This window comes from Agromyces sp. NPDC055658 (assembly GCF_053618155.1).
The window spans coordinates 102,460-120,428 of the sequence record NZ_JBSHHD010000008.1 but is presented as its reverse complement, the minus strand read 5'-3'; the positions used below and the strand labels follow the sequence as shown (position 1 = coordinate 120,428).

19 protein-coding genes are annotated in these 17,969 nt (G+C 70.5%); 1 reads left to right on the top strand and 18 read right to left on the bottom strand.

The genetic code is table 11. The features are described 5' to 3' along the window. Window positions 1–36: 36 nt before the first annotated feature. From ACWGPE_RS06040 to ACWGPE_RS05960, 17 genes are all read right to left on the bottom strand, one after another. A complete protein-coding gene (locus ACWGPE_RS06040) occupies window positions 37–324 on the bottom strand; it encodes an HU family DNA-binding protein (RefSeq protein WP_231429330.1) in 288 nt (95 codons plus the stop codon). Between the two features lie 187 nt (window positions 325–511). Continuing rightward, on the bottom strand, window positions 512–1,897 hold the full coding sequence (locus ACWGPE_RS06035) for a PxKF domain-containing protein (RefSeq protein WP_452048341.1): 1,386 nt from the start codon (window positions 1,895–1,897) through the stop codon (window positions 512–514). A 228-nt stretch (window positions 1,898–2,125) separates the two neighbouring features. Next, entirely contained in the window at window positions 2,126–2,431 is a 306-nt protein-coding gene (gene rpsN / locus ACWGPE_RS06030) for a 30S ribosomal protein S14 (protein ID WP_231045429.1), read from the bottom strand. Between the two features lie 3 nt (window positions 2,432–2,434). Then, window positions 2,435–2,602, bottom strand: a complete 168-nt coding sequence (gene rpmG, locus ACWGPE_RS06025) for a 50S ribosomal protein L33 (protein ID WP_021760158.1) — start codon at window positions 2,600–2,602, stop codon at window positions 2,435–2,437. Next, window positions 2,602–2,838: a 50S ribosomal protein L28 gene (gene rpmB / locus ACWGPE_RS06020; RefSeq protein ID WP_231429328.1), complete on the bottom strand. Its 237-nt coding sequence runs from the start codon at window positions 2,836–2,838 to the stop codon at window positions 2,602–2,604. The genes rpmG and rpmB overlap by 1 nt, the downstream gene beginning before the upstream one ends. 240 nt (window positions 2,839–3,078) lie before the next feature. After that, window positions 3,079–3,771: a hypothetical protein gene (locus tag ACWGPE_RS06015; protein WP_231429327.1), complete on the bottom strand. Its 693-nt coding sequence runs from the start codon at window positions 3,769–3,771 to the stop codon at window positions 3,079–3,081. Between the two features lie 43 nt (window positions 3,772–3,814). Continuing rightward, on the bottom strand, window positions 3,815–4,627 hold the full coding sequence (locus ACWGPE_RS06010; protein ID WP_231429326.1) for a trimeric intracellular cation channel family protein: 813 nt from the start codon (window positions 4,625–4,627) through the stop codon (window positions 3,815–3,817). Between the two features lie 100 nt (window positions 4,628–4,727). Then, window positions 4,728–6,269, bottom strand: coding sequence for an amino acid permease (locus ACWGPE_RS06005; RefSeq protein ID WP_275507025.1), 1,542 nt, complete (start codon window positions 6,267–6,269; stop codon window positions 4,728–4,730). A gap of 12 nt (window positions 6,270–6,281) precedes the next feature. Further along, window positions 6,282–7,655 (bottom strand): glutamate decarboxylase, encoded by a 1,374-nt coding sequence (locus ACWGPE_RS06000; RefSeq protein ID WP_275507024.1) that lies wholly within the window; start codon window positions 7,653–7,655, stop codon window positions 6,282–6,284. A 281-nt stretch (window positions 7,656–7,936) separates the two neighbouring features. Beyond that, complete coding sequence (locus tag ACWGPE_RS05995) at window positions 7,937–8,830, bottom strand: glycine betaine ABC transporter substrate-binding protein (protein WP_452048340.1); 894 nt, start codon at window positions 8,828–8,830, stop codon at window positions 7,937–7,939. Window positions 8,831–8,981: 151 nt separating this feature from the next. Further along, entirely contained in the window at window positions 8,982–9,944 is a 963-nt protein-coding gene (locus ACWGPE_RS05990; protein ID WP_452048339.1) for an ABC transporter permease, read from the bottom strand. Continuing rightward, entirely contained in the window at window positions 9,941–11,302 is a 1,362-nt protein-coding gene (locus ACWGPE_RS05985) for a quaternary amine ABC transporter ATP-binding protein (RefSeq protein ID WP_452048338.1), read from the bottom strand. The genes ACWGPE_RS05990 and ACWGPE_RS05985 overlap by 4 nt, the downstream gene beginning before the upstream one ends. A 321-nt stretch (window positions 11,303–11,623) precedes the next feature. Then, window positions 11,624–12,046 (bottom strand): Fur family transcriptional regulator, encoded by a 423-nt coding sequence (locus ACWGPE_RS05980; RefSeq protein WP_452048337.1) that lies wholly within the window; start codon window positions 12,044–12,046, stop codon window positions 11,624–11,626. Next, complete coding sequence (locus ACWGPE_RS05975; RefSeq protein WP_231429319.1) at window positions 12,043–12,885, bottom strand: metal ABC transporter permease; 843 nt, start codon at window positions 12,883–12,885, stop codon at window positions 12,043–12,045. The genes ACWGPE_RS05980 and ACWGPE_RS05975 overlap by 4 nt, the downstream gene beginning before the upstream one ends. Beyond that, window positions 12,885–13,874, bottom strand: coding sequence for a metal ABC transporter permease (locus ACWGPE_RS05970; RefSeq protein ID WP_452048336.1), 990 nt, complete (start codon window positions 13,872–13,874; stop codon window positions 12,885–12,887). Before ACWGPE_RS05970 ends, ACWGPE_RS05975 begins: the two co-directional genes overlap by 1 nt. A gap of 46 nt (window positions 13,875–13,920) precedes the next feature. Then, window positions 13,921–14,703 carry a metal ABC transporter ATP-binding protein gene (locus tag ACWGPE_RS05965; RefSeq protein ID WP_452048335.1) on the bottom strand — a complete coding sequence of 261 codons (783 nt, stop codon included), beginning with the start codon at window positions 14,701–14,703 and terminating at the stop codon, window positions 13,921–13,923. Between the two features lie 4 nt (window positions 14,704–14,707). Then, window positions 14,708–15,799 carry a metal ABC transporter substrate-binding protein gene (locus tag ACWGPE_RS05960; RefSeq protein WP_452048334.1) on the bottom strand — a complete coding sequence of 364 codons (1,092 nt, stop codon included), beginning with the start codon at window positions 15,797–15,799 and terminating at the stop codon, window positions 14,708–14,710. A 155-nt stretch (window positions 15,800–15,954) separates the two neighbouring features. On the opposite strand from ACWGPE_RS05960, the gene ACWGPE_RS05955 reads away from it, so the two are divergent. Further along, on the top strand, window positions 15,955–16,443 hold the full coding sequence (locus tag ACWGPE_RS05955; protein ID WP_231429315.1) for a GNAT family N-acetyltransferase: 489 nt from the start codon (window positions 15,955–15,957) through the stop codon (window positions 16,441–16,443). Between the two features lie 83 nt (window positions 16,444–16,526). On the opposite strand, the gene ACWGPE_RS05950 is transcribed toward ACWGPE_RS05955, so the two are convergent. Next, window positions 16,527–17,930: a dihydrolipoamide acetyltransferase family protein gene (locus tag ACWGPE_RS05950; RefSeq protein ID WP_231429314.1), complete on the bottom strand. Its 1,404-nt coding sequence runs from the start codon at window positions 17,928–17,930 to the stop codon at window positions 16,527–16,529. Window positions 17,931–17,969: the final 39 nt, after the last annotated feature.

The following is a 17,969-nucleotide window of genomic DNA, read 5'->3' as shown; positions in this document are numbered from 1 at the left end:
CGGCTCTCGCCGTGCGCCCCTCCGGGAAGGCTCTGGTTACTTGGCAGCAGCCTTGAGCTTCGAACCGGCCGAGACCTTGACCGAGTAGCCGGCCGGGATCTCGATGGTCGCGCCCGTCTGCGGGTTGCGGCCGGTGCGCGCAGCGCGGTGCGTGCGCTCGACGGCGAGCCAGCCCGGGATGGAGACCTTGGTGCCCGAGCCCACGGAGTCGGCGAGCGCGTCGAACAGACCGCCGAGCACGGCGTCGACGGTGGCCTGGCTCTGGCCGGTCGACGCAGCGATCTTCGCGACGAGCTCGGTCTTGTTCAGCGACTTGTCAGCCATTGAATGTCCTCCTCGGACGTTCGCTGTATGCAACAGCATTGAGTTGAAGAACTCGGAGACGATCCTCTGATGCCCCCGTGGCCGATCAGGCCGCCTCGAATGTAACAGAGATCCGCGGAATCCCGCGGATTTCCGGCCCTCTCGGACGAATTCCCACGGCGTGTCGGGAGCTTGGAGGCTGTTCGGTCTACTTCAGGAACTTGAACTTCGCCGTGCGGGTCACCCCGTCGTCGAGCTTCAGCTCGAACGTGCCGCACCTGCCGGCCCAGCTCTTGTCGGTCTTCCAGACATAGACGTACTGCCCGGCGACCGGGTCGTAGGTCAGGCTGCTGCCGCCCGCGGTGACCGTCGACTCGACCGCGTCGACCGGTGCATTCGCGTCGCACGACGTGAACGTCGCCCTCGGGTAGCCGGCCGCGATGATGTCGAGGCCCTGGTCGCCGTCGAGGCTGAACTTCATCGGCACGGCGCTGCCCGCCTTGACCGAGTTGACCACACCGCCCATGTCGACCGGGCGGAAGAACCCGGCGAAGTCGTAGATCACCGAGTACTCGCACGACACCGCGGCCGACGGGTTGCCGGCGTTGTCGCGGGCCGCGCCCTCGGCCGCCGTCGCCGTCTTCGTACCGACGCTCGAGGTGTCGAGCGCGATCGAACCGCTCTCGTAGCCCTCGGCCACGCCCGAACCGCCCGCCTCGTCGGTCGCCGTCCACGTCGCCTCGGCGACCGCGCCGAGCAGCACCGGACCGGTCGGGCAGGCCAACAGGACGACGGGCGGCGTCACGTCGACCACGGTGTACGTGCAGGATGCCTCGGCGGACGGGTTGCCCGCATTGTCGACCGCGGTGCCCGCTGGAGCGTTGAACGTGTGCTCGCCGAGCGTCGCCGTGTCGAGCGCGAACGTCCCGCCCTCGTAGCCCTCGGCCACGCCCGAACCGCCCGCCTCGTCGGTCGCCGTCCACGTCGCCTCGGCGGCCGCACCACGTGGGATCGGATCGGTCGGGCACGTCAGCACCACGACCGGGCCCGTCACGTCGACGGGGTCGACGCCGCCGCAGTTCTCGACCGTCCAGCTCACCGACACGGTGGCGTCCCGGTGCTTCGTGTCCCCGTTGAGCACCTTCCCGGTCGCCCGGTAGCCGACCGATCCGGTGGCCGGGCCGTTCGTGTCGCCGGCCGCCACCGTGATCGTCGAACTGGTCTGCGCGCTGTCGACGGTCGAGTTCTGGTCGAGGGTCGCCCAGTCGCCGGGGAGCGTGATGGTCGTCGGCGAAGGCTGCGACGCTTCGACGTTCGTCTGCGAGGTGCGCGAGAAGGCGATGTCGGCACCGTTCTCGAAGATCGTCGCGGCGCCGGCCCCGCCCCGGTCGAGGTTGAGCTTCACCACGATGTCCTTGCTCGTACCGCAGCCGAGCACGCCGAGGTCCACGACCGGCGTCGACACCACCAGGTCGTCGACGGTGACGATGGATTCGATGTCGTCGGCGTACGCGATCGCACCGCCGCCCAGTACGAGCACGGCGGCCGTGGCCGCCCCGGCGATCGATCCGCCCCATCCACTCCAGCGCTTCATCGGGCTGCCCTCTCTCGTCGGTGATCGCATGCGCACGCATGCGTGCGGTCCGTCAACGCTAGGGGCCGGTCGGCTCGCCCCGGCAGGCCCCCGTGGTGGTGGCACCCGCACGGGGAGTCCCCCGTCGCCGGGCACCTCGTGTACCCCTCCAGCGACGGCGGAGACGACAGAAGAGGGGCGCCCCGGAGAATCCGGAGCGCCCCTCTTCGTGAAGCGTGAAGCTACTGCTTACCAGCTCGACTTGGTGATGCCGGGCAGTTCGCCGCGGTGCGCCATGTCACGGAAGCGGACACGCGAGATGCCGAACTTCGAGAGGTTGCCGCGGGGGCGACCGTCGATGGCGTCACGCGAACGCACGCGCACCGGCGAGGCGTTGCGGGGAAGCTTCTGCAGGCCGACGCGGGCGGCCTCGCGGCTCTCGTCGGTGCCGTTGGGGTCGACGAGCGCCTTCTTCAGCTCGAGGCGCTTCGCCGCGTAACGGTCGACGATCACCTTGCGCTGCTCGTTGCGCGCGATCTTGCTCTTCTTCGCCATGTCTTAGCGCTCCTCTCGGAAGTCGACGTGCTTGCGCACCACGGGGTCGTACTTCTTGAGCACGAGGCGGTCGGGGTTGTTGCGACGGTTCTTGCGGGTCACGTAGGTGTACCCGGTGCCGGCCGTCGAACGGAGCTTGATGATGGGACGGATGTCCTGCTGCTTCGCCATTAGATCTTCACCCCACGAGCCTGCATGTCACGAACGACGGCCTCGATGCCACGGGCGTCGATGACCTTGATGCCCTTGGCGGACACGTTGATCGTGATGTTCCGACGAAGCGACGGCACGTAGTACGTCTTCTTCTGCACGTTCGGGTCGAAGCGGCGCTTCGTCCGGCGGTGCGAGTGCGAGATGTTGTGACCGAAGCCGGGAACGGCGCCGGTCACCTGGCACACTGCTGCCATTGGTTTCCTCCAATACCGAGGGGCGATGCCCCTCCCAAGGTCTCTTGTCTGCTGACGCTCACACGCCGAATCGCGCGATTTCTCGCGGTGATCTGCGTGGGATTGTCGCGGTCTGGGTAGTGGAAGTACCCAGCCAACGAGTCAGCTTACCAGACGCCCCGGTCGCGACCGAATTCCGGCCGGCGGATGCCTCGGCGCCGGCGCCCGTCGCACGTCGGCGCCGAAGCATCCAGAGCCGGATCAGGAGGCGGCGGCCGCCTCGTGCTCCTCGCGGAGCACCGTGCGTCGCGACAGCACGGCCGCGATGAAGAAGCAGAGCGCGCCGATCACCGTGCCGAGGTTCGTCCAGAACAGACTCACGAGATCGCCGGTCGTCGGGACGACGTAGGCGGCGACCGCCGAGACGCCGAAGGCGATCGAGCCGAGCAGGTTGAGGCCCGTGCCGTGCCAGGTGCGCGCGTCGCGGTCCCAGAGCCGCCCGCGGTCCCTCGTCGCGACGACCGCGAGGCCGCTCGAGACGAGGAACGCGATCGAGCCGAGTGCGTCGGGCCGCCAACCGACGCCGACCGCATCGGGATGCTGCACCGCCGCGACGAGCGCCGACCCGGTGCTCACGTTGAAGAAGAGCGTGCCGACGAACTGGATCGCCGCGGCGAACCAGTCGGCCCGGTCGGCGGCGTTCATGCCCCTCCGAGGCGGGCGGCGCCCGCTCAGGCTCAGCTGGATGAATCCCGCGGTCGTGAACAGCAGCGACCCGATGAAGAAGGTGACCGCGACGCCGACGTCGCCCGCCCACGCGGCGTACGCCGGCAGCGGGCCGACGAAGAAGCAGATCGACCCGAGCGCGAAGCCCCACGCCTCGCGGCGCAGGCGACGATCGCCCTGCGGGGTCGGGCGGGCCGGCCGATCCGGTGACGGCGCATCGCGTGCCATGCCCTCATCTTGGCCCATCCGCCCCGCCGGGGCGATCCTCGGGCTACTTCGCATCGCCCGGAGCACCGCCGTCGGCACCGGCCGGCGCCGCCGTCTCGACGACCAGGCCGAGGTCGCGCATCTCGCGCACCGACTTGCCCGCGAGCTTGCGGCCGAGCAGCGGTCGCCCGTTGCTGTGCTGGTAGACGCCCTTCGGCTCCCTCGCGAGCGGCTCCTCCCAGCCGAGGTAGAGCGCGAGCACGCGCAGGGTGAATCCGATGATGAAGGCGATCCCGGTCGCGAGCCACGTGTTCAGGCCGAACGCGTCGCAGACGATCCACACGAGCCCGGTGAGCGCCGCGATGCCGACGAACCACTCGCCGCGGATGAACTGCTTCGGCGGCACCCCGCTCGTAACGTCGATGAAGTAGCGCCCGGCGGTCGGGCCGACCACGGCGAGCGCGAGTGCGCCGAGGATGGGCAGCCCCGCCTCGACCGCCTTCTGCGCCCCGACGATCGCGTACCAGGGCAGCGAGAACGAGGTCATGAACTGGAACAGTCCCTCGCGGAACAGCTGCCCGCCCTTGAAGGCGAGCGCGTACCCGATGAGTCCCGCGACGAGGCAGAGCAGGATGTACGCCGGGTTGGTGAGCGCCGACGGCACGTCGCCGAGCAGCACGTCGCGAGCGACGCCGCCGCCGATGCCGCCGACGAGCGCCATCAGGAGGATGCCGACGATCGTGTAGTTGCGGTAGTGATCGGGACGGCGCGCGAGCAGCGCGCCGTTGAGGGCGTTCGTCGTCGCGGCGATCAGGTCGATCGTCGTGAAGTCACCGGTCCAGACGAAGTCGCCGAACGTGATCGGGGTGGCGCTCATGTCGAAGAGCATGACGGCCTTTCTGTCGCTGCGATGTTGTGATCGGGTGGGGTGCCGAACGGCCCACGGGATGCTCCCGTGGGCCGTTCGACGGGCGCGCTCAGCCGCTCGTCGCGGCGTCGCCCGGCGGTGCGGTCGAGGCGGCCGAGGCGGCCGGTGCCCCCTCGTCCTCCTGATGGGTGCCGCGCATGGCCTTCTCCTCGTCGGACCGCAGGTCCCAGGAGGGGCGGCGGAACGCGTAGAAGAGCAGCGGCGGCACTCCCAGCAGCAGGATGACGCCGAGCACCACCAGCGCGTACATGCCGGCCGACATCGAGTCGAAGCCGCTCGGCGGGATGAACGCGAGGCAGAAGGCGGCGAGGCATCCCAGGAACCCGACGCCCGCGATGAACCCCATCGCCGGCACGCGGTAGGCGCGCTTGACGTCGGGCTCCTTGCGGCGCAGCCGGATCGCGGCGGCGAACATGAGCATGTACATGATCAGGTAGAGCGCCGCGGCCATGTCGACGAGCGCGATGAACGCCGAGTTCACGTTGGGGATGAAGATGAACATCGCCGCGAGCAGCGTCACGATCGTGCCCTGCAGCATCAGGATGCCCGACTGCACGCCCTCCTTGTTGCGCTTCTGGAGTCCGCGCGGCAGCAGCCCCGACTCGGCGGCGGCGAGCAGGCCCTTCGACGGACCGGCGATCCAGGTGAGCACCGAGGCGAGCGCACCCGCCGCGATGAGCGCCGAGATGACGGGCGTCGCCCACGACATGCCGAACGTGTCGAAGTACTCCTGGAACGCGAGCATGATGCCGTTCGTGAGCCCCAGGTCCTTGTTCGGCACGGCGATCGCGATCGCGATCGTCGGCAGGATGAAGACCGCGAGGATCAGCACCGATGCGAGCAGGATCGACTTGGGGTAGCCGCGGCCGGGGTCCTTCATCTGGTTCACGTGCACGGCGTTCACCTCCATGCCCGCGTAGGCGAGGATGTTCGAGACGATCAGCACGATCGACGCGATGCCCGTGAACGGCGGGATCATGTTCGCCGCCCCGAGCGGCACCTCGCTCGGCTCGCCCGTGCCCAGCCAGATGAAGCCGAACACGATGAGCAGCGCGGCCGGGAAGAGCGTTCCGAGGATGCCGCCCCACGACCCGAGCTTCGCGAACAGGTTGCCGCCGCGGAGGGCGATGAGCGTCGACCCCCAGTACAGCACCAGGATGATGATCGCCGTGTAGAGGCCCGAGTTCGCGAGCGACGGATCCATGAAGACGAACGCGATCGCCGCCGCGATGAAGGCGATCTGCGTCGGGTACCAGACCACGTTCTGGATCCACTGCAGCCAGACTGCGGTGAAGCCCCATCGATTGCCGAAGGCCTCCCGCACCCAGACGTAGACGCCGCCCTTCCACCCCGTCGCGAGCTCCGCCGCGACGAGCGCGGTGGGGATGAGGAAGAAGATGGCCGGGATGATGTACAGGGTCACGCTGCCGAGCCCGTAGACCGCCATCGCCGGCAGCGAGCGCAGGCTCGCGACCACGACGAGGGTGAGCAGGGCCAGCTGGCCGGCACCGAGGAATGCCGTGTGCGCCGTCTTCGGCGCAAGCGGGTGGTTCTTTCCGAGCCGCGGCGACTCGGTCGCCTGCTTGGTCATCTCAGTCGCCTCCTAGTGGTGGAAAGCCGGACGGTTGCCCTCGACGGGCATCGGCGATTCGAGCTGGTCGAGGTAGGCGGTCTCGGACTGGATGTCGCGGAGCAGATCCGTGGCGAGGTCCATGCTGAGTCCGTTGCGGACGACGATGCGCTGCACCGTGCGGTCGGCCATGTTGTCGGGCAGCGGGTAGGCGGGCACGAGCCATCCCTTCTGCCGCAGGCGGTCCTGCAGGTGGTACAGGTTCCAGTTGTCGGTGTGCCCCGGCTTGAGCCGCCAGGCGAAGACGGGGATGTCGGTGCCGTCGCTGATCAGGTCGAAGGCGCCGATCTCCGCGATGCCCTTGGAGAGGTACACGGCAACGTCCTGCGAGGCCTGTTGCACCGCGGCATAGCCCTTGACGCCGAGCCGCAGGAAGAGGAAGTACTGCAGGAGCACCTGCGCCCCTGGACGCGAGAAGTTGAGCGCGAGCGTCGGCATCGAGCCGCCGAGGTAGCTCACCCGGAAGATGAGGTCGTCGGGCAGCACGTCGGCGGTGCGCCAGACGACCCAGCCGAGGCCGGGGTAGACGAGGCCGTACTTGTGACCCGAGGTGTTGATCGAGTGCACGCGCGGCAGCCGGAAGTCCCACTCGAGGTCGGGCTGGATGAACGGCGCGATCATCGCACCCGACGCGCCGTCGACGTGGATCGGCACGTCGAGCCCGGTCTTCGCCTGCAGCGCGTCGAGCGCCTCCGAGATCTGCTTGACCGGCTCGTACGCGCCCGTGTAGGTGACGCCCATGATCACGACGACGCCGATCGTGTTCTCGTCGACATACTCCTCGAGCTGGGCGCCGTCGAGCATCGGGTACTCGTCGCTCACCGGCACGTAGCGCGGCTCGACGTCGAAGTAGTTGCAGAACTTCTCCCAGCAGACCTGCACGGCGCTCGACATGATCATGTTCGGCTTGGAGGCGTCCTTGCCGGCGGCGCGGCGGGCCTGCTGCCAGCGGCGCTTCATCGCGAGGCCGCCGAGCATCGCCGCCTCCGACGAGCCGATGGTCGACGTGCCGATCGTGCCGTCGGGGTCGGGCGAGTGCCAGAGGTCGGCAAGCATGCGCCAGCACTTCTCCTCGATCGCCGCGGTCTGCGGGTACTCGTCCTTGTCGATCATGTTCTTGTCGAACGCCTCGGTGTACAGCGCCTTGGCCTCGTCGTCCATCCACGTCGTGACGAAGGTCGCGAGGTTCAGCCGGGCGTTGCCGTCGAGCATGACCTCGTCGCGGATGATCTGGTACGCCGTCTGCGGCAGCGACTCGTTCTCGGGGATGCGGTGCCCCGTGGTGACCGTCGCCTCCCCCGGCCGCGCGAACCTCGGGGTGTACTCGTTGTCGGACTGCTCGGTCATCGTCATCCCTCCATGCGTTGCCGTGCGCGATGCCGTCGGGGCATCGCCGAGGTGCGCGAGCGAGAGGAGCCGTTCCCCCGAACGTCGCATCCGATCGCGATGCTAGACCTCGGCGGGCGGCGGCCGTGTCACGCAGATCGCATGAACCGCGCGACGGCGATGACCATCGTTCGGGGGTGATGACGCTCCCGTCCGGATGACGCGCCGACATGACGACGGCGGGTGACGGACGCCGCGAGGCATCCACCACCCGCCGTGTCGTGTCGGCGGAGTCCGCTCCCCTACTCGGTGAGCCCGTCGACGTACTCCTGGTTGTCGGCGATCCACTGCTCGACGACGGGCCCGTAGTCGTCGGTGTCGGCCTCGTTGAACATGGCGTTCTCGAGCGAGAAGAGCAGCTCGCTGTCCATCTCGAAGTCCTCGAGCCAGCCGCTCAGCGTCGGGAAGCTCGCCTCGAAGCTCTTGCCGCCGAACGCGTGGATGCCCTCGGCGTCGCCGAGCGCGCCCTCGGGGTCCTCGAGGTCCTTGAGCGGGAACGCGTCGTACGCCCAGTGCGGACGCCACAGGGTGACGGCGATGTTCTCGCCGGCCTTGGTCGCAGCCGTGAGCTCGGAGAGCATCGCAGGCGTCGAGCTCGTGAGGTACTCGACCTTCTCGAGGCCGTAGGTCGGGATGACCTCGTCCTCCGTCACCCGGTTGAGGCCCGACCCCGGCTCGATGCCGACGAGCCGGTTGCCGAACAGGTCGGCGTTCGCGGCGAGCTCGTCGAGCGAATCGATCGGCGCGTCCTCGTTCACCGCGATGGTGAGCTTCGCGTCCTCGTTCCAGGCCCCGAGATCGACGAGGTCGTCGCCGTACTGCTCGATGTAGTCGGCGTGCGTGATCGGCAGCCAGGTGTCGAGGGTGACGTCGTAGTCGTCCGACGTGAGGCCCGAGTAGACGGGAGCCGGGTCGGCGTACTCGAGCGTGACGTCGTAACCCTGCTCGGTGAGCACGGCCTTCCACAGCTCGCTCGCGGCGATGCCCTCGTCCCAGCCGTTGAACACGGCGATCGTGACGTCCTTGCGGTCGCCGTTCTCGAGGGTCTCGGCCGGTGCGCCGGCGGCGCAGCCGCTCAGGGCGAGCGTCGCGACGGCGCCGAGGGCGAGCGCCCCCGTGATGGTGCGGTGCTTCATGGTGCTTCCTTTCCTCCGCGAGCAGGGTCGCGGGTCGGGGTGAGGTCGATGGGAGCGCCGTCGGCCGGGCGGCGCTCGACGCAGGAGGACCTGTGTCGAGACGGCGGCCCGCCTCGATGCGACGCTTCGGTCGCGGCTCGAGCGAGGCCGGTCAGCCGGTCGGGGCGGATGCCTCGGCGCGGGCGCCCGCCGCGACGGGCTCGGGCTGCCCGGGGCCGCGGCCCGCGTCGCCCGACGCGTGCCTCGTCGGCGCCGAGGCATCCCCTCGCTGCCGGCGCGGGCGCCGGGTCCGTGGGGCTCCGAGCGCTCCGGTGATGCGATCGAGGATGATCGCGAGGACCACGACGGAGATGCCCGCCTCGAATCCGAGTCCGACGTCGATGCGCGTGAGCGACTGCACGACGTCGCCGCCGAGTCCGCCCGCGCCGACCATGCCGGCGATGACGACCATCGACAGCGACAGCATGATGACCTGGTTGACGCCGGCCATGATGCTCGGCATCGCGAGCGGGAGCTGGATCTGGCGGAGGATGCGCCACGGCGACGAGCCGAAGGCGTGCCCCGCCTCGACCACCTCGCGGTCGACACCGCGGATGCCGAGCTCGGTGAGGCGCACCCCGGGGGCCATGGCGAAGATGATCGTCGCGACGATGCCCGGCACGACGCCGACGCGGAACAGGATGAGCGCCGGGATCAGGTACACCATCGCGGGCATCGTCTGCATGAAGTCGAGGATCGGCCGGATGACGCGCGACGCCCCGTCGGAACGGGCGGCGAGCACGCCCACCGGGATCGCCACGACGACCGCGATCGCGCTCGCGACGAGCACGAGGGCGAGGGTCGCCATCGCGTTGTCCCACTGGTCGACGCCGACGATCACGACGAGGCCGACGGCGGTGCCGACCGCGAGCTTCCAGCCCTTCGCGAACCAGGCGATCGCCGCGATCGCGAGGATGACGACCCAGAACGGCGGCGTCTGCAGCACGAACTCGACGAGGTCGTAGAAGCCGGCGAAGACATCGCGGACGACGCGGAAGAACCCGCCGAGCACCTCGGTGATGAAATCGATGAACGCGGCGACCCACTCGCCGAGCGGAAGGCGGAACTCGGTCATGCCAGGCTCCCCTCCCCCGCGACCACGACGGGTGATGCGTCGGCCGGCACCGTCTCGACCGGCGGCGCGTCGGCGACCGCCGCCTCCGCACCCGCGGTGCGGTGCAGGGTCTCGGTGATGACGTCGACCGAGATCGTGGCCGGCGTGTCGATGATCACCTGCTCGGCGGTGTCCGTGCTGACGTTGCCGAGCGCGGCGAGCAGGGTCACCCTGGGCACGGCGCCGAGGAGGCGTCCCTCGCCGTCCACGACCGCGAGCGGGAGCTGGCTCTCGACGGCGCTGCCGAGCAGTTCGGCGAGGTGCTCGTCGACGCCCACGACCGGATGGTCGTCGCTGATCGCGAGGCCGAGGTCCCGCTCGCCTCGCTGCACGAGGCGCAGCACGTCGCGGTCGTGCGCGACGCCGAGCAGGCGCCGGCCGTTGCCGACGACGAACACCATGGAGGTCTGCAGGTCGCGCATCGTCCGCAGTGCGGCACGCGGACCGGCCGAGGCGGTCGCGACCGCGCGCGGCGCCTCCATCACGTTGCCCGCGGTGAGCACGCGCGCCCGGTCGACGTCCTGCACGAAGTGGGCGACGTAGTCGTCGGCCGGATCGGTGAGGATCTCCTCGGCGGTGCCGATCTGCACCACCCGGCCGTCGCGCATCATCGCGATGCGGTCGCCGAGGAACATCGCCTCGTTCAGGTCGTGCGTGATGAACACGATGGTCTTGCCGAGCTCCTGCTGGAGTTCGACGAGCTGCTCCTGCATCTCGCGCCGGATGAGCGGGTCGAGCGCCGAGAACGCCTCGTCCATGAGCAGGATGTCCGTGTCGGCGGCGAGGGCGCGGGCGAGGCCGACGCGCTGCTGCATCCCGCCCGAGAGCGCCGAGGGAAGCGTGTCGCTCCAGCCGCCGAGGCCGACGCGCTCGAGGATGCGTTCGGCGCGGGCCCGGCGCTCGGCCGGCGGCACGCCCTGGATCTCGAGGCCGTAGGCGGCGTTCTCGAGCACCGTGCGATGCGGCAGCAGGGCGAAGTGCTGGAAGACCATCGACACCCGGCGGCGGCGCACGGCGCGCAGTCGCTTCGAGGCCACGCCGCTGATCTGCTCCCCCATCACGGTGACGGTGCCGTCGGTCGGCTCGACCAGCCCGTTGAGCATGCGGATGAGCGTCGACTTGCCCGAGCCCGAGAGGCCCATCACGACGAAGATCTCACCTCGCCGCACGTCGAAGTCGGCGTCGATGACCGCGGCGGTGCCGAGCGGCGCGAGTTCGTCGCGCCCGGCGCCCTGCCGCAGTCGCTGCAGTGCTTCGCGTGGCTTCCGGCCGAAGAACTTGGTGAGGTGGCGCACTTCGAGTGCGGTCGTGTCTGACATGGTCTGGCTCCCCGAGGGCGCGCGCCGATCACCGCGAACGCCGGGCGTTTCGCGGTCGAGTCCGGGCGCGCCGAACTCCTGGGTCACGGCCGGGTTGACGGCGAGTCGGAAGCCCGGCACTCAAGCCGGGCGCATCATGGGGGCGCCGGGCGAAACAGGGCTTCGTCGCAGCCGGCCATCGGGGCCGGATGCCTCGCCGCCGAACCATACGTTCCGATGATTCCCGTTCGGGAATATCGAACCGCGGACTGGGCGGACGGTCTTGCAGGACCGCACCCCACCGTAACGAGGTTCGTGGCGGAACCCAAACCGAGCACGGTTTTAACGGGCTCCATCAGGGCTTTCCGTCGTCGCCGCGAGTCGCGTGCAGTCGGCGCAGAGCCCGAACACGTCGACGACGTGCGCGGCCTCGGTGAACCCGTGCTCGGCGGCGATGCCCTTCGCCCAGGCCTCGACCTCGGTGGCTTCGATCTCGACCGTGAGCCCGCAGTTGCGGCAGATGAGGTGGTGATGGTGGCCCGCGGTCGAGCAGGCGCGGTACAGCGCCTCGCCGTCGGGCGACTGCAGCGAGTCGGCCTCGCCGCTCGAGGCGAGGTCGCCGAGCGCGCGATAGACCGTCGCGAGCCCGATCGGCGAACCGCTCGCGTGCAGCGCCGAATGCAGCGCCTGCGCGCTGATGAACCCCTCGGTCGTGTCGAGGGCCTCGCGCACGGCCTCGCGCTGCCAGGTGTTGCGTTTCATCATGCGATCCGTGCGCCCTCCGCGGTCTCGACGGGGATGTCGGTCCGCTTCAACGGTAGCGCGCGGAGCTTGGAGATCCCCAGCGCGAGCAGGAAGAACGCGGTCGCCGCGAGCGCGATCGCCGGGCCGGCCGCGACCGCGAACATGCGGGAGGCGAGGACGCCGATGACGCCCGACGCCGCGCCGATCACGGGCGCCGCCAGGAGCACGCCGCGGAACGAACCGGCCACGAGCCGCGCGGCCGCCGCGGGTGCCGCGATGAGCGCGATCGCGAGGATCGCGCCGACGGCGGGGAGCGAGCTCACGACCGAGGCCGCGGTGAGGCCGAGCACGACGAGCTCGATCGGCCATTCGCGGTAGCCCATCGCGCGGAACCCCGCCGGATCGAAGGTCGAGAACGCGATCTCCTTGCCGATGAGCGCGACCACCGCGATCGCGACCGCTGCCACACATGCCGCGAGCAGAATGTCTCCGTCGCTCACCGTCAGGATCGAGCCGACGAGCAGGCTCTCGGCGCGCACCGGGAGGCCCGGGAGGAGGGCCTGCAGCAGGGCGCCGGCCGCGAAACCGCCGGTGAGCACGATGCCGGCGGCGACTTGGGCACCCTGCCGGCGGACACGGGCGATGCCGGCCATGACCGCCACGAGCACGATCGAGGCCACGGCCGCACCGGCGGGCACGCTCACCCCGAGGGCCGCCGCGGCGACTGCGCCGGGATAGGTGCCGTGGGTGAGGGCCTGCGCGAAGAAGGTGCGCTTGCGCAGCACGACGAGCGCCCCGACGAATCCTGCGCCCACGCCGATGACGATGGCGGCGAGCAGCGCCCGCTCGAAGTAGCCCATCAGCGCTCCTCCCCGGCTCGCCTCGCACGCTCGGCGTGCTCGAGCGGCGCCGCAGGACGGCGCGCCCCTGTCCGCGCTTGCCGAGGAGCATCCGACGCCGGAGGAAGCGGCTCGAAGCCCGACCGCCCGACCCCGCTCCCCCGCACCCGTCCGGCCACTTGCGCGACCGCCAGTACGAGCGCGTACCCGAGCACGAACACGGCGACGATCGTCGCCCCGGCCGGCACGTCGACGCCGGCACCGACCGACACGGCGAATCCGGCCGCCAGCCCGAGCCATGCCGCCACTGCGGCGAAGCCGGCAGCGACGGGGAACAGCCACCACAGTCGCATCGTCACGAGCCGCGCCACCGCCCCCGGCACGATGAGCAGGGCGAGTACGAGCAGCGTGCCGACCGTGCTGGCGGCGGCCACGACCACGAGTGCGATCGCCGCGTTGAGCACGAGGTCGAGCACGAGCGCCGAATCTCCCGCAGCGCGACTCCCCCGGGCGTCGAAGGCCCTGAAGAGCTGCTGCTTGAGCGTGACCACGACCGCGACGAGCGCGACGCCGCTCACCGCGACCAGCGGCAGCACCTGGTCGGGCGGAATCGTGAGCACCCGACCGAACAGCAGCGCCTCGAGCTCACCCGCGTAGTCGCTGCTCTTCGAGACGACGATCACGCCGATGCTGAAGGCGGCCGTCAGCACGATGGCGATCGCGGCGTCCGACGTGACGCCGGCGCGGTCGAGCCAGGTGAGGGCGAGCGCACCGGCGAGGGCGGCGATCGCCGCGCCGGGGATCAGCCCGCTCGCACCGCCGACGGCGAGGCCGATCGCGAGTCCGGGGAAGACGGCGTGAGTCAGTCCGTCGCTGATGAACTCGAGCCCGCGCAGGTTCACGAGCACCCCGACGACGCCCGCGACGACGGCGAGCACGAGCATCACGACGAGGGCGCGCCCCATGAACGGGATCGCGAAGGCCGAGAACAGGGCGTCGACGATGGTCATCGGGCGCCGCTCCCCCGCCGCGACGGCTTATATGCCGATGTCCGCATCAATGTCCTTCGTGCCCGGGCACGACGAGGGTGTGCTCGTCGATCTCGACCTCGACGCCCTCGAAGCACTCCTGCACGTTGCCGAGGGTGAGCACGTCGTCGACCGGGCCGTGCGCGAGCTGAGTGCCGTTGACGAGCACCACCGAGTCGCAGACGAGCCGGGCGAGTTCGAGGTCGTGGGTCGAGACGAGCACGGCGACGCCGTCGGCCTTGAGCTGCCTGAGCGTCTCGACCAGCGCGTCGCGATTGGCCTGGTCGAGCCCGTTGAACGGCTCGTCGAGGAGGAGCAGCGCGGGCTGCGAGGCGAGCGCCCGGGCGAGCAGGCCGCGCTGCCGCTGGCCGCCGGAGAGCTCGCCGAACGGGCGCTTGGCGAGTTGCGCAAGGCCCACCCGGTCGAGCGCCTGTGCGACCGCTGCGCGGTCGGCGCGCCCCGGCCAGCGGAGGAGCCCAAGGCCGCGATACCGCCCCTGCATGACGACCTGCTCGAGGCTGATCGGGAAGTCGGCGTCGAGCTCGGCCGACTGCGGCAGGAACGCGACCATTCCGTTTCGGGAATGCGACGGGCGTTCCGACGCGCGGGCGCCGCCGAGCTCGAGCGTGCCGGCCGTTCGCGGCACCAGCCCGAGGATGCCCTTGAGCAGCGTCGACTTGCCCGCGCCGTTCGGCCCGATGAGCGCCACGGCCTCGCCGCGGCCGATCTCGAGGTCGAGGCCGGCGACGCCGGCGCCGCCCGGATGGGTGAACGCCGCACCGCTCAGCCGCAGCACGGGGGAGTGGGTCATGCCGTCATCCTTGCAGTACCGCCGGCAGCGGGGAAGGCTCGACGCCCCACGACTCGAGGATGAGCCGCGCGTTGTGCACCTGGCTGCCGAGGTAGCTCTCGCCGTCGCTGCCGGCCGCGCCGAGCGAATCGCCGTAGAGCGCGTCGGGTCCGGAGTACACCGTCGCCCCCGACTCGGCCCCGATCGTCTCGGCCGCCTTCGGCGAGATCGACGCCTCCGAGAACACCGCCTTCACACCGGTGTCGCGGATCTTCGCGACGAGGTCGTCGATCTCGGCGGCGCTGGGCTCGGCGTTGTCGTCGAAGCTGGGGATGATGCTGCCGACGAAGGTGATGTCGTACGCGTCGACGAAGTAGGTGAACGCATCGTGGTTCGTCACGAGCAGCCGGTCGGCGACCGGAACCTGTTCGACGTTCTCGGCGATCCACTCGTCGAGCGCGTCGAGCTGCTCGAGATAGGCCGTCTCGTTCGCCTCGACCGCGTCGGCGTCGATGCCGGGCACCTCGGCGAGGCCGTGCGCGATGTTCTCGACCATGTGCTCGGCGAGCTCCGGGTCGGTCCAGATGTGCGGGTTGCCGTCGCTGTGATCGTGGCCGTCGTGATCGGCCGCCGGGTCCTCGGACTCATGCTCGGACGACGACTCGTCGTCGTGCTCGTGGTCGTGCCCCGAGTCATCCGTCTCGTGCTCGTGGTCGTGGTCGTCGGTGCCGTACAGCTCGATGCCCGTGCTGGCGTCGATGAGCACGCCGTCGAAGCCCGAGGCCTCGACCGCGTCGTCGAGCCAGCTCTCGAGGCCGGCGCCGTTGACGACGAGCGCATCGGCATCGCTCAGCGCGAGCAGCTGCGCGGCCGAGGGGTCGAACCCGTGGGCGCTCTGGCCGGGGGAGAGCAGCTGGGTGACCTCTGCCTCGTCGCCGGCGAGCTCGCGCGCGAAGTCGCCGACCTGGGTCGTGGTGGCCACGACCCGCGGCGCGTCGGCGCTCGCGCCGGCCGCCCCGGGCCCTGCGCAGCCCGCGAGCGCCAGTGCGCCGACGGCACCGAGCCCAACGGCGGTCGTGGCGGTGAGCATGCGGCGAGGTCGGGGGAGCGTCGTCATGCCTTCACTCTAGGTATTATTGATAATGATTGTCAAAACCATCTGGCGGCGCGAAGAGTCGAGTGGGAGCCCGGGTGATCTCGAAGCCCCGCGTCGGCCGCCGCGCTGTGGACAACCCTTGGCGTGTGTCGTCGGGTCGTGCAAGAGTGAAGTACGTGGATACGACGACGACACCCGCGCTCACGTTGCATCCGTTCACCGTCGCCGATGCCGAGCGCGTGCTCGCGGGCGAGGTCGATCCGCACGATGGCTGGGAGGGCGCCTACGCCTTCACCGACGAGCCCGAGCTCCTCGCCGAGTACGTGCAGGCGGTCCGTGAGAGCGGCGACCCCGCGCCGTTCGGACCGTACCTCGTGCATCGCGGCGAAGACGGACCGGCCATCGGGGGAGTGAACCTGTTCGGCCCGCCTGGCCCCGACGGGGCCGTCGACTTCGTGTTCGGGCTCGTCCCGGCGGTGCGCGGCCAGGGCCTGGCGCTGCACACGATCCACGCGGCCGTGGAGCTCGCCCGCTCGGCGGGCGCACGCATCGTGCGCGCCGAGGCCGAGGTCTCCAACCTGCCGGCCCGTCGCACGCTCGAGCGCGCCGGCTTCGCCGAGGCCGGCCGCACGCCCGACGCGATCACGTACGAGATCCGCCTGTAGCCGACCTGTTGCGCCCACGCTCCTCGGCCGGTCCGCGGCGCACGATAGCTGCGGCGACGCCGTGGAGCGGGGCGAGCGGCCCACTACTCGAGCAGCAGCGCCGGCTCCTCGATGATCGAGGCGACGTCGGCCACGAAGCGCGAGACGACGTCGCCGTCGACGACGCGGTGGTCGAACGAGCCGCCGATCGTCGTCACGAAGCGCGGGCGCACCTCGCCGTCGACGACCCACGGCTTCTGCTTGATCGTGCCGAGGGCGACGATGCCGACCTCGCCCGGGTTCAGGATCGGCGTGCCGGTGTCCATGCCGAAGACGCCGATGTTCGTGATCGTGATGGTGCCGCCCTGCATCTCGGCGGGCTGGGTCTTGCCCTCGCGGGCGGTGAGCGTCAGCTGCTCGAGGGCAGCCGCGAGCTCGACCATCGACATGTCCTGCGCGTTCTTGACGTTCGGCACGATGAGACCGCGCGGCGTCGCCGCCGCGATGCCGAGGTTCACGTAGTGCTTGACGATGATCTCGTCGTCGGTCCACTGCGCGTTCACGGTGGGATTGCGCCGCACCGCCCAGAGCATCGCCTTCGCCATGATGAGCAGCGGTGAGATCTTGATGCCGGCGTAGTCGGGGGAGGCCTTGAGCCGCTTCAGGTACTCCATGGTGCGCGTGGCGTCGACGTCGACGAAGACCGACACGTGGGGCGCCGAGTACGCGCTCTGCACCATCGCGTTCGCGATCGCCTTGCGCACGCCCTTCACGGGGATGCGGGTCTCGCGGTCGGCCGGCGCCTCGGGCGTCTGGATGTTGCGGAAGACGCTCGCCTGGCTCGCCTCGCGGATGACGTCGTCGCGCGTCACGTCGCCGATCGGCCCCGTCGGTGCGACGCGCGAGAGATCGACGCCGAGATCCTTCGCGAGCTTGCGGATCGGCGGCTTCGCGATCACCGGCACGTGCGGCTCGGGCTTCGCCTCGGCACGGGCTGCGGGGGCGGGATGCGTCGTGGCGGGCGCCGCCGGCGGAGTGGGGGCCGGCACCGCGGGAGCCGCCGGCGGGGCCGGCGCGGGGTGCGGAGCGAGGTTCACGTGGGCGCCGTTCGGCGCCGGGTGGCGGCGACGACGGGTCGCGGCCGGGCCCGACGAACCGTGCCCGACGAGCACGGCGCCGCTGCCCTCCGCCTCGGGCGCGGGCGCAGGTTCGGCGGGAGCCGAGGTCGCACCGGCTTCGGGCGCCCCGGCGGGCGCCGTGCCCGCGGCATCCGTCTGGATCACGAGGATGGGCGTGCCGACGTCGACCGTCGCGCCCTCGTCGACGAGCAGCTCGGAGACGACGCCCTCGAACGCGCTCGGCAGCTCGACGAGCGACTTCGCGGTCTCGATCTCGACGAAGACCTGGTCGAGCGAGATGCGATCGCCCGGCGCGACGCGCCACTGCACGATCTCGGCCTCGGTGAGGCCCTCGCCGACATCGGGAAGGGGGAATCGGATCTCGCTCATCAGTCTTACCCTCGCAGTCGAGTCATGCCGTCAGCGTCA